Source organism: Klebsiella sp. KTE92 (assembly GCF_000398905.1).
GTDB lineage: Bacteria > Pseudomonadota > Gammaproteobacteria > Enterobacterales > Enterobacteriaceae > Klebsiella > Klebsiella variicola.
Genome location: NZ_KB976100.1, coordinates 4626010 through 4640625, shown reverse-complemented (window position 1 = coordinate 4640625; position 14616 = coordinate 4626010). Strand labels below are relative to the sequence as shown.

Below are 14616 nucleotides of genomic sequence, written 5' to 3'. Positions count from 1 at the left end.
CGCGGTGGCTAAACCGCTGGCGCCGGTCGGCGGTTTTTCTTTCTCCCCTCTGGCAGTGGCTGCCGGAGGGGTTCTCTATGGTAAAACGCGGAAAACAGTATGACTGTTCAGACTCAGGATACCGGGAAGGCGGTCTCTGCCGTCATCGCCCAGTCATGGCATCGCTGCAGCAAGTTTATGCAGCGTGAAACCTGGCAAAAGCCGCACCAGGCCCAGGGCCTGACCTTCGACTCTATCTGTCGGCGTAAAACCGCGCTGCTGACCATCGGTCAGGCGGCGCTGGAGGATGCCTGGGAGTTTATGGACGGTCGCCCCTGCGCGCTGTTTATTCTTGATGAGACCGCCTGCATCCTGAGCCGCTGCGGCGAACCGCAAACGCTGGCCCAGCTGGCTGACCTGGGATTTCGCGACGGCAGCTACTGCGCGGAGAGCATTATCGGCACCTGCGCGCTGTCGCTGGCCGCGATGCAGGGGCAGCCGATCAACACCGTCGGCGATCGGCATTTTAAGCAGGCCCTGCAGCCATGGAGCTTTTGTTCGACGCCGGTGTTTGATAATCACGGGCGGCTATTCGGCTCCATCTCCCTCGGTTGCCTGGTGGAGAATCAATCCAGCGCCGACCTTTCCCTGACGCTGGCCATCGCCCGCGAGGTGGGCAATTCCCTGCTCACCGACAGCCTGCTGGCGGAATCCAACCGCCACCTCAATCAGATGTACGGCCTGCTGGAGAGCATGGACGATGGGGTGATGGCGTGGAACGAGCAGGGCGTCCTGCAGTTTCTCAATGTTCAGGCGGCGAGACTGCTGCATCTTGATGCCCAGGCCAGCCAGGGGAAAAATATCGCCGATCTGGTGACCCTCCCGGCGCTGCTGCGCCGCGCCATCAAACACGCCCGCGGCCTGAATCACGTCGAAGTCACCTTTGAAAGCCAGCATCAGTTTGTCGACGCGGTGATCACCTTAAAACCGATTGTCGAGGCGCAAGGCAACAGCTTTATCCTGCTCCTGCACCCGGTGGAGCAGATGCGGCAGCTGATGACCAGCCAGCTCGGTAAAGTCAGCCACACCTTTGAGCAGATGTCTGCTGACGATCCGGAAACCCGGCGCCTGATCCACTTTGGCCGCCAGGCGGCGCGCGGCGGCTTCCCGGTGCTGCTGTGCGGCGAAGAGGGGGTCGGGAAAGAGCTGCTGAGCCAGGCCATCCACAATGAAAGCGAGCGGGCAGGCGGCCCCTACATCGCCGTCAACTGCCAGCTGTATGCCGACAGCGTGTTGGGCCAGGACTTTATGGGCAGCGCCCCCACTGATGATGAGAATGGCCGCCTGAGCCGGCTTGAGCTGGCCAACGGCGGCACCCTGTTTCTGGAAAAGATTGAGTATCTGGCGCCGGAGCTGCAGTCGGCTCTGCTGCAGGTCATTAAGCAGGGAGTGCTCACCCGCCTTGACGCCCGGCGCCTGATCCCGGTGGATGTGAAGGTGATCGCCACCACCACCGTCGATCTGGCCAACCTGGTGGAGCAGAACCGCTTTAGCCGCCAGCTGTACTATGCGCTGCACTCGTTCGAGATCGTCATCCCGCCGCTGCGCGCCCGACGCAACAGTATTCCGTCGCTGGTGCATAACCGCCTGAAAAGCCTGGAGAAGCGTTTTTCTTCCCGGCTGAAAGTGGACGATGACGCGCTGGCGCAGCTGGTGGCCTACTCGTGGCCGGGGAATGATTTTGAGCTCAACAGCGTCATTGAGAATATCGCCATCAGCAGCGACAACGGCCACATTCGCCTGAGTAATCTGCCGGAATATCTCTTTTCCGAGCGGCCGGGCGGGGATAGCACGTCATCGCTGCTGCCGGCCAGCCTGACCTTTAGCGCCATCGAAAAGGAAGCTATTATTCACGCCGCCCGGGTGACCAGCGGGCGGGTGCAGGAGATGTCGCAGCTGCTCAATATCGGCCGCACCACCCTGTGGCGCAAAATGAAGCAGTACGATATTGACGCCAGCCAGTTCAAGCGCAAGCATCAGGCCTAGTCTCCTCGATACGCGCCATGGAGAACAGGGCATCCGACAGGCGATTGCTGTAGCGTAGCGGTATCGATAAGTGAGACGGGTCCGGCGGGTAACGAGGTTAACTTTCCCCGGCCTGACGCCGGGGAGCAGGGTTATTTTTTGATGACCGCGCTGAGATCGCCAAGTTTAGCTGCGGGGTTCTTGTGGCACTCCTGCAGCATTTTCGGTACCGAGACGGTTTCGACTTCATGCCAGTCGACATAGTCGCCGCCGCTGAAGTCGGTGTTGCGATTCACGACCCAGAAGGCCACGGGGGTCATGCTTTTCGGGTTCATATCCATAAACTCCTGACAGGTCATATTCTGCGGTGTGGTTTCCTGAACCGCGAACGCCGGGCTGGTCATCAGACAGAATGTGGTGGCCGCCGCGGTCAACACGAGTGCTTTAGGTAAATTCATTTTCTTCTCCAGTGATAAAATACGGCTTAAGCCTGGGCGTGCTTCATCTTATTGCGCAGGACCAGAAAGCCGATGGCGCTAAATATCATTTCAACGCCGATAAACGCGGTGATAAATAACCAGCTTTGCTGCGGGTTCATTGCCAGCCACAGGCAGGCGATAAGTAAATCCAGCAAACCGATAAAAATATTCCAGCCAGCGCCGCTTTGTTTTCGGGTTTGACATCCGCTGACGATGCGGGAAATACCGCCGAGAACAAATAAAAAGCCAAATAAAATGGCCAGACTGCTCATACCGTTGAGGGGATTGACGACAAAGCTCAGGCCGAGCACGATCCAGGCGATGGCGAAGATCAGCGCCACCAGGCGTGATTTCCAGTGCTGCTGGCGGAAGACAATCAAGCTGTACAGTGAATAGAAGCCACAGATCATCAACAACATGCCGGTGACGACGGCGAGATACCAACCGGCGACCAACGGCCAGGCCAGGCAACAGGCCCCGCAGATAAACAGCAGGGCGGCCATCATGCCGGCATGCCGTTTATATCGTAAGAAGATGCGTGGACTAAACGCATTTAAAGTGTAATGGCTAAACATAAACATAATTGCTCCGCAGATCCCGGTAGGCGGCCTGGCGCTGAAATAAACGTATGGTTTATTCCGCGGGCCAAAAGAAATGTCTGAGGAAAATAGTAGGCCGCGGTATCGCCAGGCGTAAATAAGAGCGCCGAGGTCACTTTATACGCCGGGTCTGACAGCTGTCAGACCTGGCCCGCAATATCACTTCCGGGCTCTGATTCTCAATAACCACGATATTTTTTAAGCTGGCTGCGTTTGGTGATGCTTACCGATTTTAATCAGGAGTTAACAATGAAAAAAGTCATTCTGGCGAGCCTGCTGGCAACCATGATGGGTACCTCTCCGGTGTGGGCGGCAGACAGCGCGACGGCAGCGCCAACCGCGGCAGCCACGGCGCAGGTACAGAAAGAAGCTGCCGATGTGCTGCAGGTGGCGGTGCAGGGCGCGAACGCGATGCGCGACGTCCAGTTCGCCCGTCTGGCGCTGTTCCACGGCCAGCCGGAGAGCGCCAAAAAACTGACAGACGACGCCGCCGCGCTGCTGGCCGCCGATGACGCCAGCTGGGCGAAGTTCGTGAAAACTGACGCCACAGCAAAAATGATCGCCGATCGCTATGTGGTGATCAACGCGACCGTCGCCCTGTCTGAAGACTACGTGGCCACACCGGAAAAAGAGAGTGCCATTAAATCTGCCAACGAAAAGCTGGCGAAAGGTGACCAGAAAGGGGCTATTGATACCCTGCGTCTGGCCGGCATCGGCGTGATCGAGAACCAGTATCTGATGCCGCTCAACCAGACCCGTAAAGCGGTGGCGCAGGCGCAAAAACTGCTGAAAGCCGGGAAGTATTACGAAGCGAATCTGGTGCTGAAGGGCGCTGAAGAGGGCATTGTGGTGGATAGCGAGATGCTGGTGGCAGGCAACTGATCCTCGTTCCACCCTGAGAGAGCGCAGAGGAAGAAACTGACATGGATGTCCCCTTAACGCTCGGGCAGGCGGACTGCCCGAGCGGAACGGCTAGCGGCCGATCAGGGCGTTGATTTCGCCGTCGATCTCGCGCATGACGCCGGTGATGTGCTGTACCACCTCCAGACAGCTTGCCGGCGTCAGCGAATCAGGTCGCTTAGCCTCAAAAGGGGCGCACAATTGTTGTAGCGCAGTAATCCCCAGAATTTGTGCTGAACCGTGCAGACGGTGCAGCGCTCGCAGAAAGGTCTGCGGTTCATGCCGGGCGATAGCCTGTCCGGCGGCCTGCAAATCTGTGGCCGACGCATCGCGGAACGTCTCCAGTATTTCAGTCATCAGCGCCTGGTCTCCCCCCGTATTTTCGGTCAGCACGCTGAGCTTCAGGTGCCGGGTGACGTTAGGTGATGCGCGGCCCCCCGCTAAACGGCTGAGCTCATGGCTCAGCGTCTGAACCGACACCGGCTTAAACAGACACATATTCATGCCGCTGGCCAGACACGCCTCCCGTGACTGCGGCAGCGCGCTGGCGGTCACGCCCCAAATGACCAGGCCCGGATAGCGACGGCGTAACGAGGCCGCCAGCGCCAGACCATCTTTCCTGGGCATATTGAGGTCCGTGATCAGCAGATCGTAATGTTTGCTGGCGAGCTTATTCTCCGCCTCTTCACCGTCGCAGGCTTCATCGACGCTATAGCCGATGGTGCTGAGCTGGCGTTTAAGCAGCAGCCGGTTGGTGGGGTGGTCGTCCGCTATCAATATCGCCAGTCCGGGCAGGGCCTGCGGCCTGGTGGGCAATGCCTGCGGCGCATGAAGCGCGCAGTGACTCGCCTTGACCGGCAGGGTGATGGTGAAAGTTGTCCCCACCCCCGGGTGACTGACCATCTCCAGTCGACCCTGCATCAGCGCAACCAGCTCTTTGCAAATGACCAGCCCCAGTCCGGAGCCGGTCTGCTGGCGCCCCTGGCGCGCCTGAGCATAGCGGTGGAAGAGAGTAGCCTGCTCTGCTTCACTGATCCCGCAGCCGCTGTCGCTGACGATGAGCGTCAGCTCCCCCTGCGTCTCATCCGCTTGCACCAGCCGGCAACTGACCTGAATCGCACCCTCGGCGGTAAACTTCAGCGCATTGCCGATGAGATTATTGAGGATTTGCCGTAGCGCCTGCGGGTCGAGCCACAGCATGATCCCTTCCTGCAGCGCGTTATGGTGGTGCAGAACGATGCCCTTTTGCTGCGCCAGCGCGTCGAAGGTGTGGCATTGCTGCGACACTAACTGTGCGACATCGCTCCACTGCGGGGTGATCTGGTATTTTCCCGACTCAATCTTGTCGATATCGAGAATATTACCGATAAGTCCCAGCAGGGTTTGCGCCGTCGACCCCGCCAGCTCGATCGCCTCTTTACGCTGGCCGACGTTCAGCTCCGGTTTCGCCAGCAGCTCCAGAAAGCCGACGATGGCGCTCACCGGCGTGCGCAGCTCGTGGCTCATGCTGGCCAGAAAGCGACTCTTCGCTTTTGTCGCCTGAACGGCTTTATCTTTCTCGTGCTCCAGCGCACAGGAGAGCGCCTCCTTCTGCGCCAGCTCGTCTTCCAGCCGCTGTTGGGAGTCTTTGCGTTTGCGTACTTCCCGGCACAGGGAGAGTCCCCAGCCGAGGCTGATGGCGATCAGCACCAGCGCAAAGGCGATCAGCTGGTAAAACTGGCGGCTGTACTGGCTCCAGTTCTCGATTTGCTGGCTGGATATTTTCGACCACTTCTCGGTCATCTGCAGAATATCCCGTGGTGGAATCGCCTGCAGCGCTTTGCCAAGAATGGCGGCCAGCACCGGTTCATCGCGCGGGATGGCCAGCCGAATGGCAGCGACCGGGAGTCCGTCGATGCGGGTGTAGTGCAGGCCCTGCGGATAGTAGTGATCGATCATATAGCGGGCGGAGAGTTCCGAGGCCACGGCGGCATCCACTTCGCCTTCTTCCACCATCTTCATGGCGATACCAACGTTATCTGTCTCCACCCAGTTGACCTGTGGAAAGCGCGTTTTCAGGTCGTGGGCGGCAATCGGCCCCACCGGCAGGGCGATCCGCGCCGATCGCGTCAGCAGATGCGGGTCGGGCGCGCTGCCGCGAGCGACCAGCACAAAGGCCACGTTAATGAGCGGATCGCTGAGGGTGACGTAGGCCTGCGGCTGCGAATTGAGGGTGGCGGCGGGCATGATCGCCCAGTCCTCTTTTTCCATGCGCTTTGCCAGATCGTGGCGATTGCGCACCAGGATGGGTTCAAACTGTAGTCCGGTCTGCAGTGAGAAAATATTCAGCATATCGGCCATGATGCCGCGCAGCTCATCTTCGTCATCCACCAGGGTAAACGGCGGAAAGTAGGGGTTGACCAGCAGGCGGACGCGACGATGCTTCTGCAGCCAGCGCTGCTCCTCGGCGCTAAAGGGGAGGGGGGTATTGAGAAACGACAGATCGCCGCGGTTGAGCCAGTTTTGCATGATCCGCATCGCGGTATCGCTGTCGATGGCATGAATGAAACGATCGAGGATCTGGTGTAACTCCGGCCGATCGTCGCGGGTGACGAAGCGGTTGTGTTGCTCCTGCTGACGAAAATAGTGCGCAATGACCAACGATTGCGAGAAATACTTCGAGATACAGTGGCCAGTGGTGATGTTGTTGCCAATGAAATACTGATTTTCACCGCTGACCACCGAGGCAAGCGCCTGATAGTCGCTATCGTAAAGGGTGATTTTGGCGTTGGGAAACGCCTGCTGAATAATATCGAAAAAGGCGCATTCGCGGGTGCAGGCCAGCGTAACGCGGCGGTCAGTGGTCAGCGGCGGCAGGGGGGATTTCAGCGAGATCACCAGCGCCGGCCAGGTTTTAAGCAGCGGCGCGGATTGATCCAGGCCCGGGGCGAGCGCATCCCGGTGCGCCACCTGAGTGAGCAGGGTATCCACCTGCCGGTCGGCCAGGGCGGTGAGCGCCTGCTGCTCGGTGTCATACTGGCGGATAATCACCTTCAGTCCGAGGCTGTGCGCCATCAGCGCCAGATAGTCGGCGTTAATGCCCTGATAACTTTTCTCGTCGCCGTCATAGACGATGGGTGTCATTTCGGGAAGCCAGGTGCCGATGGTCAACGTCGGTTGTCCGGCAAGCCAGGCTTTCTCCTTAACGCTAAGCGGGATATCGATCGCCGCGATATGAGAATGGCTCTTCAGCTCCAGCTGTTTCATGGCATACGTGGCAGGAGAGAGACTCAGCGCCAACCCGACAACGACGGATAAAATAAGACGAACCGCCATGCCATCACCCTATTTTATTGCGTTGCGCAAAGTCATATAGCTCAAGCAGGGTGCTGCAGCCTAATTTATCCATCAGACGGACCTTATAGGTACTTACCGTTTTATTGCTGATATTCATTTTGCTGCCGATGGTGGTGTAGTCGACGCCGCTGAGAATATAGCGGAACACCTTCATCTCCTGCGTTGACAGCGTATCCAGCCGGTCCTGATCGGTGATGCCGTGGGTGCAGAAGCGTTCCAGTGAAAAGGGGAAATAGCTGTAGCCATTATTGGCTGCGTCGATTGCGGCGAGGATATTATTCATTCCCTCTTTTTTACTCACAAAACCATTTGCTCCGCAGTCGGCGCTGCGTTTGCCGTAGAACAGTTCATTCTTCGCGGAAATGACGATAATTTTTCCCCGGTAACGGCGTTTGCGCAGCTGCTCCAGAACGTCGATGCCGCTGAGCTCCGGAATATCGACATCGACAATCAGCAGGTCAGGCTGCATGCTTTCTGCGGTCTGCACCGCATGGGCGCCGCTGTCGAGTTCTGCCGCGACGGTAATGCCGTTGGTGTCGAGAAGGTTGCGAATGGCGATACGTGCCAATGGATGATCGTCAATGATTATCGCATTCATGGGGGCGTAAATCCTGATATGAAAAAAGAAGGGCGATGCCTGGTGCAGGTGCGGCGGAGGTTATTTTTATCGGTGCCGGAATAAGGCGCAATTGTAACACAAATCGTTTTCGGCCGGGAAAATATTGTGGATGAGTGCTTGTCGAATATATTTGCATATCTGGATGACAGCTGTAGGAACAGGCGTTCACTGACTTCAGCGCTGTCTGCTGTTAAAAAAAATGCAAACGATTAATCTGCTCTTTTTAAGGTGAGTAGCCCGGAATTCCCTCCGGCAACAGCTGGCAGGTAAATAATAACAATGGCAAAAGAAAAGCGCGCCCTCTGGCGAAAATGGGGTTGGAAACGTCTGATGGCAGGAATAATCGTTCTGGCAATAAGTAGCGCCGCGGCGGGAAAGAATATCGCACCCGATGAGGTACGGACTCGCGATATGATGCGCTGTCAGGATTATCTGCAACTGGACCCGCGCACCTGGACGCCGATGGTGATCTGGTTGATGAACGATCCTTTTTCTCTGCAGCCGCCGGAGTGGACCGACTTCCATGAAGCTGAGCTGGTGCTGACGCCGATCCTCACCGAAATCTGCCGCCAGGAGCCAGATGTCTGGCTGACTTCGCTGCGTGAACGGCTCAATTCTTATCAGCAGGTGCGGTCGCTGAATTAAGCGACCGCGGTAAAGCGGCAGGAAAAGTGACTAAGTGTGCAGTCAGCGGCCTTCTCCTGCGCAAAGGCTCAGCAGCGGCCCGCTTTTTTCGACAGGGCGTCGCAGGTTTTGCTCGCTGGCGTCGGGTTGCTGCCGGCACAGATGGCATCCGAGACGGTACTGCCGCCGCCCAGTGGGATCAGTCCGTAAAGTTTCGGCTCGGCGGCTTTTGTCACATAGCATCGATGGCTGGTTTTGCCGATGGTGGCCACAAAATTGGTTTTCACATCCTGCTGCTTCGCATCGGAAATTGTCACCTGTGAAGCATCGACATTAAAAGCAAAGGCGGCGGCCTCTTTCATTTCACTTTCCGTCGCCATTGGCGGTTTAGCTACGCAACCCATTAATAACAATGCCAGACAGGTACTGATTGATATATCCCGTATTTTCATCATTTCATCCTTTTTGTGAGTCAACGGGTTATATATAAGAGGGGCGAGAGAGGAGTATTGATTTCGATCAGCTGGCGCAGGCGATGGTTATTTTTCAGATATTGACCTGAATTTTAACGAGCCTGGTTGCTGCCGCTGCCGCTGCCGCTGCCGCTGCCGCTGCCGCTGCTGCCGCTGCTGCCGTTTGCTCTCCTGCGTGCCGGCTACCTTCTTTTGCATTCATTTCCCGGCGGCAGAAAAATCTAGTTTTAGCCCAACGCCGACCTCGTTGATTTTGATAAAACGCGCCAGGCTAATCTTAGCCGCAAGATCGGTACAATGGCATGGATAGAGGGAATCTGGGGATAATGCTTTAAGATAATCCCCTGTCTGCGTGAGGCGATCTTCATCGGCATTTTGCAGATGGAATCCGCCAATGACCGACACAATGTGATTCTCTCCGGTAACCTGTTTGGCATATTCGATAATGTTAGCTATTCCCGCGTGAGAACAGCCTGTGACTACCACCAGTCCCTCTTCTGTCTTTATTGCCAACGCAGAATCATCCATAACGTAATCATCAGTGATTTCGCCGTTATCATCCACCGTTTGGCCTACCGGTGTCAGCATCTCGAATTTATTGTCCCTTGGTATTTGACCAAGAAAGATGATGTTTTCAGTGAGTGGATAAGGTTTTTTGCTGCAAATTTTATCGAAGAAGAGATCATTTTGATCGAATCTGTAGTTGATCCCTATAGATTTTGCATCAAAATACTTTGGGTTTAATGCATCTGGATGGCAAACTAAGTTTATCTTTCTCTCAGGCGTGAAATTTAGGCGATCATAATGTTGGGTTAAATGATTGAGGCCCCAGGTATGATCGTTATGCCCATGCGATAAAACGATACTATCGATGGTGGTTAAATCAATTTGCAACGTTTGCGCATTCTGCAAAAAAACATCCGAATATCCGGTATCGAAAAGGATTTTTTGTCCATCATGCTCAATCAGATAGGATACACCAGGCTCACCGACAAGATACCTGTCAATTAATGTATTATTATCAACCAGAACCGTTAATTGCATCAGCAAATCCTCGATGTTGCGCCAACAATATGAAAAGGAAACTCTTTCTATTATGGACCGGTGTTATGCCACATTCATTGCGGATAAGCAATTCACCAACATTTGGCTTGCACGTTAATGCTGGCTAGCCACCTGCAGGAAAAAGAATGGGCACAGCTAAAAAATTCGCAAAGCCCGCTTCTTGCTTGAGTTAGCTATTAATGCAGACGCGGCAACTATCGTGTCAATGGCAGCGGTGGCAGGGCAATCACTGTCTTTCATTCCTGACAACTTAACCTGTCTATGAGTATGCCGGTATTACGCCACGCCCTCGTGGTAGACCGAATGAACGCGACCGTCAGGTCGGGCCGTTCGACATCCACGATCCTGAGGGCTGCAGGGATGGAAATGCGCAATTGCCCGCATCGCTGAACTGACTTGAGAAACGTCGTATCCAGTAGCATTGCTAATGTTGATATATCTTATTTCTATTTGTTATTAATGAATTGTTGACAATATTTAGCTGAACTGATTCAGCTTTATCCCGGCAGGATAAAGTTTTATAAAAATTATGTAGTTAAAATTTAAAGGATTGTAATCAGCTCGCAAGGTAAAAAGATCGTCTGGATTTTATCCGCTATCTTGAAGGGGTTAATAAATCTGCGTTATAAATTGACCGCACTATTTAGAATGAAATGGAAATATCTGAATGCGTTATTCAGATAAATAGTGAAACAAATCTTATTATACTGGTAGCTTCAGGACAGGGTATGTTTATGAAGAATGGAATTATTCTATCAATCGCCGATCGTATCAAAGACGCGCTTCCCATACCAACAGACGAATTCAGGAAAAGGCTTGAAGAGGACTGTTATGTAATATGGAAACTACCGCAATTTTATATCCGGCAAATCACCCAGTCCTCCATCATTCCCGCCTGTACTGATTATATTGAAGCAAAAAATGCAGAGGTACATGGCGCTTATGGTTCTGCCCGCCATTAAAAACAATGGTGAAATCATTCGCAAAGTTCTGTTTGTCACCGTGGGTGCGATGATGGTGACGCTTTCAGTAAAATATTTTACAGGAGTATGAAATGGCAATGGTCAATGAAAATATCGTCATTCGTCTGGCGCAAGACGTAGACATCCCTGAGGTGAAACAATTGCTGGAGCGCTATCACGCTAAAAATCTTGCAGGCGAGCAGCGGGCGAATGGATTTGTCACCACCGATATGACGCAGCAGCAATTAAGCGAACTGAGTTCAGCCGAAAGTGGTGTAGTGATCGCTGTTGATCGTTCATGTAACAAGGTTATTGGCCTGTTGCTCGGCGGATCGTGGGAATTTCTCAGCCCCTGGCCCATGTTTAAATATATGGCAAGTATTCTCAACGAATATCGCTACCAGGGGAAAAAACTGGATGCGGCTAGCTCATATCAGTATGGCCCCATCTGCGTCGCAGAAGAGTATCGTGGTCAGGGCGTGGGCGAGTTGCTGCTTGAGTATCAGCGCAAGGTGTTCGCCCCGCGTTATCCCGTCATCGTTACTTTCGTCAATGTACTGAACCCGCGCTCGTATGCGTTTCATACCCGCAACCAGTTTGAAGACGTCGGTTTCTTTAACTTCAATGGCAATAAGTACCACATGATGGCATTACCGACCTCCTGAGCGTTGGGCTGAAATAGTGCGGTATACCCGGCGGGCGTCTTCGGCGCCTGTCGGCATAAGCGCAGGTCCAGGTTAAGCCGGTGGTTTGCCGATCGCTGTTCTCTTCAGGGAAGGCTGAAAAGGAAAAGGGCCTACGTTTGCACGTAAGCCCTTGATATCTGGTGGCCCCTGTTGGGTTTGAACCAACGACCAAGCGATTATGAGTCGCCTGCTCTAACCACTGAGCTAAGGGGCCGTGGCGAGGGATTATAAAGTAACTGACGGTTGCAATCCAGCGTAAAGCGCGCAGCTGCTGTTTTTATAAACAATGCATTTTCAATCCTTTATAATCATGTTTTAGCCATACAGCCGGAGAAAACATGATTAGCGATATCCTTGCGCCGGGCCTGCGCGTTGTCTTTTGCGGTATCAACCCGGGGAAGTCCTCCGCCCATACCGGCTTTCATTTTGCCCATCCTGGCAATCGCTTCTGGAAGGTCATCCATCAGGCCGGATTCACCGATCGACAGCTCAGGCCGGAAGAGGAGCTGCAGCTGCTGGATACGCGCTGCGGCATCACCATGCTGGTAGAGCGACCGACGGTGCAGGCCAGCGAGGTCGCCCTGCAGGAGCTGCGCAGCGGTGGCCGTGAGCTGGTGAGGAAGATTGAGGAGTATCAGCCGCAGGCGCTGGCGGTGCTCGGCAAGCAGGCCTTCGAGCTCGCCTTTAACCAGCGCGGCGCGAAGTGGGGGAAACAGGCTATGACCATCGGGACGACCCAGGTCTGGGTGCTGCCCAATCCCAGCGGCTTAAACCGGGCGACGCTCGATAAGCTGGTGGCGGCCTATCGTGAACTGGATGATGCCCTGGCGACCCGCGGCCAGTAGCGGAGAGAGGCGACTTTCCCCGGATGGCCACCTGAACGCCATAAAAAAAGCTCCCCGCAGGGAGCTTTTTAACCGGCTGTGGACGATGTCCCGCGACGATTAATCGTCGAGGAAGCTACGCAGCACTTCAGAACGGCTCGGGTGGCGCAGTTTACGCAGCGCCTTCGCTTCGATCTGACGGATACGTTCGCGGGTAACGTCGAACTGTTTACCCACTTCTTCCAGCGTGTGGTCGGTGTTCATGTCGATACCGAAACGCATACGCAGGACTTTCGCTTCACGAGCGGTAAGGCCGGCCAGCACGTCGTGCGTTGCCGCACGCAGGCTCTCGGTGGTCGCGGAATCCAGCGGCAGCTCGAGGGTGGTATCCTCGATAAAATCCCCCAGATGCGAATCTTCATCGTCGCCGATCGGCGTTTCCATGGAGATAGGCTCTTTGGCGATCTTCAGCACCTTACGGATTTTGTCTTCCGGCATCAGCATCCGCTCAGCCAGCTCTTCCGGGGTCGGTTCACGGCCCATCTCCTGCAGCATCTGACGGGAGATACGGTTGAGCTTGTTAATGGTCTCAATCATATGCACCGGAATACGGATGGTGCGCGCCTGATCCGCGATGGAGCGGGTGATCGCCTGACGGATCCACCAGGTAGCGTAGGTCGAGAACTTGTAGCCGCGACGGTATTCGAACTTATCAACCGCTTTCATCAGACCGATGTTGCCTTCCTGAATCAGATCGAGGAACTGCAGACCACGGTTGGTGTATTTCTTGGCGATAGAGATAACCAGACGCAAGTTCGCTTCCACCATCTCTTTCTTCGCACGGCGGGCTTTCGCTTCACCGATGGACATGCGACGGTTGATGTCTTTCACCTGTTCGATGGTCAGGCCGGTCTCTTCTTCGATCTGCTGCAGCTTCTGCAGGCCGCGCTGCACGTCTTCTTTCACTTCCAGCAGCTTCTCGGACCACGGCTTGTTCATTGCTACCGCAGCGTTGAACCAGGTTTCGCTGGTTTCGTTGCCGGTGAACAGCGTGATGAAGTTTTTCTTCGGCATTTTGCACTGCTCAACGCACAGCTTCATGATGATACGTTCCTGAGTACGAACGCGATCCATCATGCTGCGCATGCTGTTGACCAGGTAATCGAACTGCTTCGGCACCAGGCGGAACTGCTTGAAGACTTCAGACAGCTTCAGGATCTCTTCCTGCGCGGCGGCATGGCTACGACCTTTGGCTTTGATGGTGTCGCGCGTCAGCTCGTACTGGGTACGCAGCTCGGCGAACTTCTCACGGGCCAGCTCTGGGTCGATGCTGTTGTCGTCATCGCTGTTGTCGTCGGCGTCGTCATCTTCATCTTCGTCTTCGTCGTCATCCATCTCTTCCTGAGACAGCTCGGAGCCAACGTGCGTGGCGGTCGGCGCCATGTCTTCTTCGGCGTTCGGATCGACGAAACCGGTGATCAGATCGGACAGACGGGCTTCTTCCGCTTCGACGCGGTCGTACTGCTCAAGCAGGTAGGTGATCGCTTCCGGGTATTCGGCAACGGAGCACTGGACCTGGTTGATCCCATCTTCGATGCGTTTGGCGATGTCGATTTCGCCTTCACGGGTCAGCAGCTCTACGGTACCCATTTCACGCATGTACATGCGCACCGGGTCGGTCGTGCGTCCGATTTCGGATTCCACGCTGGAGAGCACCTGCGCGGCAGCTTCGGCAGCATCTTCATCCGCGGTGTTTTCGGCAAGCATCAGATCATCGGCATCCGGTGCTTCTTCCATCACCTGAATACCCATGTCGTTGATCATTTGGATGATGTCTTCGATCTGATCGGAATCGACGATATCTTCCGGCAGATGGTCATTGACCTCGGCATAGGTCAGATAGCCTTGCTCCTTACCACGTTGGACAAGAAGCTTCAGCTGTGACTGCGGGTTTTGCTCCATAAGACGGTATCCACACTTAATTCGTTTGATTGGTGTCGGCAGGCGGGCTGTCGACATTTAAAGCGAGGGCGTACTTATATTAT

Annotated in this window: 13 protein-coding genes, 1 tRNA gene and 1 pseudogene; 6 read left to right on the top strand and 9 right to left on the bottom strand. The window is 55.0% G+C overall.

Going from position 1 to position 14616, the window contains the following annotated elements; genetic code table 11:
* The first annotated feature begins 99 nt into the window (after window positions 1–99).
* The gene (gene dhaR / locus A1WC_RS03860) at window positions 100–2025 is read left to right on the top strand and encodes a dihydroxyacetone kinase operon transcriptional regulator DhaR (RefSeq protein WP_016161850.1); all 1926 of its coding nucleotides are present in this window, start codon (window positions 100–102) and stop codon (window positions 2023–2025) included.
* Here dhaR and A1WC_RS27665 read toward each other — a convergent pair.
* The 3 genes and pseudogenes from A1WC_RS27665 to A1WC_RS03870 all read right to left on the bottom strand — a co-directional run.
* Window positions 2003–2080 (bottom strand): annotated as a pseudogene (locus tag A1WC_RS27665) (cobalamin adenosyltransferase); the annotation flags it as partial. The gene dhaR and the pseudogene A1WC_RS27665 overlap by 23 nt on opposite strands.
* A 76-nt stretch (window positions 2081–2156) precedes the next feature.
* Window positions 2157–2462: an acid-activated periplasmic chaperone HdeB gene (gene hdeB, locus A1WC_RS03865; RefSeq protein WP_016161849.1), complete on the bottom strand. Its 306-nt coding sequence runs from the start codon at window positions 2460–2462 to the stop codon at window positions 2157–2159.
* Window positions 2463–2488: 26 nt separating this feature from the next.
* The gene (locus tag A1WC_RS03870; RefSeq protein ID WP_012540525.1) at window positions 2489–3064 is read right to left on the bottom strand and encodes an HdeD family acid-resistance protein; all 576 of its coding nucleotides are present in this window, start codon (window positions 3062–3064) and stop codon (window positions 2489–2491) included.
* 237 nt (window positions 3065–3301) lie between these two features.
* Between A1WC_RS03870 and A1WC_RS03875 the strand changes: the two genes are divergently transcribed.
* Window positions 3302–3964, top strand: a complete 663-nt coding sequence (locus A1WC_RS03875; protein WP_162493302.1) for a YfdX family protein — start codon at window positions 3302–3304, stop codon at window positions 3962–3964.
* Between the two features lie 90 nt (window positions 3965–4054).
* On the opposite strand, the gene A1WC_RS03880 is transcribed toward A1WC_RS03875, so the two are convergent.
* The gene (locus tag A1WC_RS03880) at window positions 4055–7297 is read right to left on the bottom strand and encodes an ATP-binding protein (RefSeq protein ID WP_016161848.1); all 3243 of its coding nucleotides are present in this window, start codon (window positions 7295–7297) and stop codon (window positions 4055–4057) included.
* 4 nt (window positions 7298–7301) lie between these two features.
* Complete coding sequence (evgA, locus tag A1WC_RS03885; protein WP_008806546.1) at window positions 7302–7916, bottom strand: acid-sensing system DNA-binding response regulator EvgA; 615 nt, start codon at window positions 7914–7916, stop codon at window positions 7302–7304.
* A gap of 300 nt (window positions 7917–8216) precedes the next feature.
* Between evgA and A1WC_RS03890 the strand changes: the two genes are divergently transcribed.
* Entirely contained in the window at window positions 8217–8582 is a 366-nt protein-coding gene (locus A1WC_RS03890) for an HdeA/HdeB family chaperone (protein WP_163613462.1), read from the top strand.
* Window positions 8583–8650: 68 nt separating this feature from the next.
* Here A1WC_RS03890 and A1WC_RS0125370 read toward each other — a convergent pair whose 3' ends face one another.
* Together A1WC_RS0125370 and A1WC_RS03895 are read right to left on the bottom strand one after the other, a co-directional pair.
* The gene (locus tag A1WC_RS0125370) at window positions 8651–8923 is read right to left on the bottom strand and encodes a hypothetical protein (protein ID WP_032691249.1); all 273 of its coding nucleotides are present in this window, start codon (window positions 8921–8923) and stop codon (window positions 8651–8653) included.
* Window positions 8924–9232: 309 nt separating this feature from the next.
* Entirely contained in the window at window positions 9233–10078 is an 846-nt protein-coding gene (locus A1WC_RS03895; protein WP_008806543.1) for an MBL fold metallo-hydrolase, read from the bottom strand.
* A gap of 755 nt (window positions 10079–10833) precedes the next feature.
* On the opposite strand from A1WC_RS03895, the gene A1WC_RS26715 reads away from it, so the two are divergent.
* A complete protein-coding gene (locus A1WC_RS26715) occupies window positions 10834–11061 on the top strand; it encodes a hypothetical protein (protein WP_223168545.1) in 228 nt (75 codons plus the stop codon).
* 92 nt (window positions 11062–11153) lie between these two features.
* Window positions 11154–11726, top strand: a complete 573-nt coding sequence (locus A1WC_RS03900) for a GNAT family N-acetyltransferase (protein ID WP_008806541.1) — start codon at window positions 11154–11156, stop codon at window positions 11724–11726.
* Between the two features lie 159 nt (window positions 11727–11885).
* Here A1WC_RS03900 and A1WC_RS03905 read toward each other — a convergent pair.
* Window positions 11886–11961 (bottom strand) — tRNA-Ile (locus A1WC_RS03905).
* A gap of 124 nt (window positions 11962–12085) precedes the next feature.
* Here A1WC_RS03905 and mug point away from each other — a divergent pair.
* Window positions 12086–12592, top strand: a complete 507-nt coding sequence (gene mug / locus A1WC_RS03910; protein ID WP_002917636.1) for a G/U mismatch-specific DNA glycosylase — start codon at window positions 12086–12088, stop codon at window positions 12590–12592.
* A 99-nt stretch (window positions 12593–12691) separates the two neighbouring features.
* On the opposite strand, the gene rpoD is transcribed toward mug, so the two are convergent.
* Window positions 12692–14533, bottom strand: a complete 1842-nt coding sequence (gene rpoD, locus A1WC_RS03915; RefSeq protein ID WP_008806539.1) for an RNA polymerase sigma factor RpoD — start codon at window positions 14531–14533, stop codon at window positions 12692–12694.
* Between the last annotated feature and the right edge of the window lie 83 nt (window positions 14534–14616).

What these genes read in the sequence shown, in the direction of transcription:
- dhaR (WP_016161850.1), top strand. Translation starts at nt 100, where the DNA reads ATGACTGTTCAGACTCAGGATACCGGGAAGGCGGTCTCTGCCGTCATC.
- hdeB (WP_016161849.1), bottom strand. Translation starts at nt 2,462, where the DNA reads ATGAATTTACCTAAAGCACTCGTGTTGACCGCGGCGGCCACCACATTC.
- A1WC_RS03870 (WP_012540525.1), bottom strand. Translation starts at nt 3,064, where the DNA reads ATGTTTATGTTTAGCCATTACACTTTAAATGCGTTTAGTCCACGCATC.
- A1WC_RS03875 (WP_162493302.1), top strand. Translation starts at nt 3,302, where the DNA reads ATGCTTACCGATTTTAATCAGGAGTTAACAATGAAAAAAGTCATTCTG.
- A1WC_RS03880 (WP_016161848.1), bottom strand. Translation starts at nt 7,297, where the DNA reads ATGGCGGTTCGTCTTATTTTATCCGTCGTTGTCGGGTTGGCGCTGAGT.
- evgA (WP_008806546.1), bottom strand. Translation starts at nt 7,916, where the DNA reads ATGAATGCGATAATCATTGACGATCATCCATTGGCACGTATCGCCATT.
- A1WC_RS03890 (WP_163613462.1), top strand. Translation starts at nt 8,217, where the DNA reads ATGGCAAAAGAAAAGCGCGCCCTCTGGCGAAAATGGGGTTGGAAACGT.
- A1WC_RS0125370 (WP_032691249.1), bottom strand. Translation starts at nt 8,923, where the DNA reads ATGAAAGAGGCCGCCGCCTTTGCTTTTAATGTCGATGCTTCACAGGTG.
- A1WC_RS03895 (WP_008806543.1), bottom strand. Translation starts at nt 10,078, where the DNA reads ATGCAATTAACGGTTCTGGTTGATAATAATACATTAATTGACAGGTAT.
- A1WC_RS26715 (WP_223168545.1), top strand. Translation starts at nt 10,834, where the DNA reads ATGAAGAATGGAATTATTCTATCAATCGCCGATCGTATCAAAGACGCG.
- A1WC_RS03900 (WP_008806541.1), top strand. Translation starts at nt 11,154, where the DNA reads ATGGCAATGGTCAATGAAAATATCGTCATTCGTCTGGCGCAAGACGTA.
- mug (WP_002917636.1), top strand. Translation starts at nt 12,086, where the DNA reads ATGATTAGCGATATCCTTGCGCCGGGCCTGCGCGTTGTCTTTTGCGGT.
- rpoD (WP_008806539.1), bottom strand. Translation starts at nt 14,533, where the DNA reads ATGGAGCAAAACCCGCAGTCACAGCTGAAGCTTCTTGTCCAACGTGGT.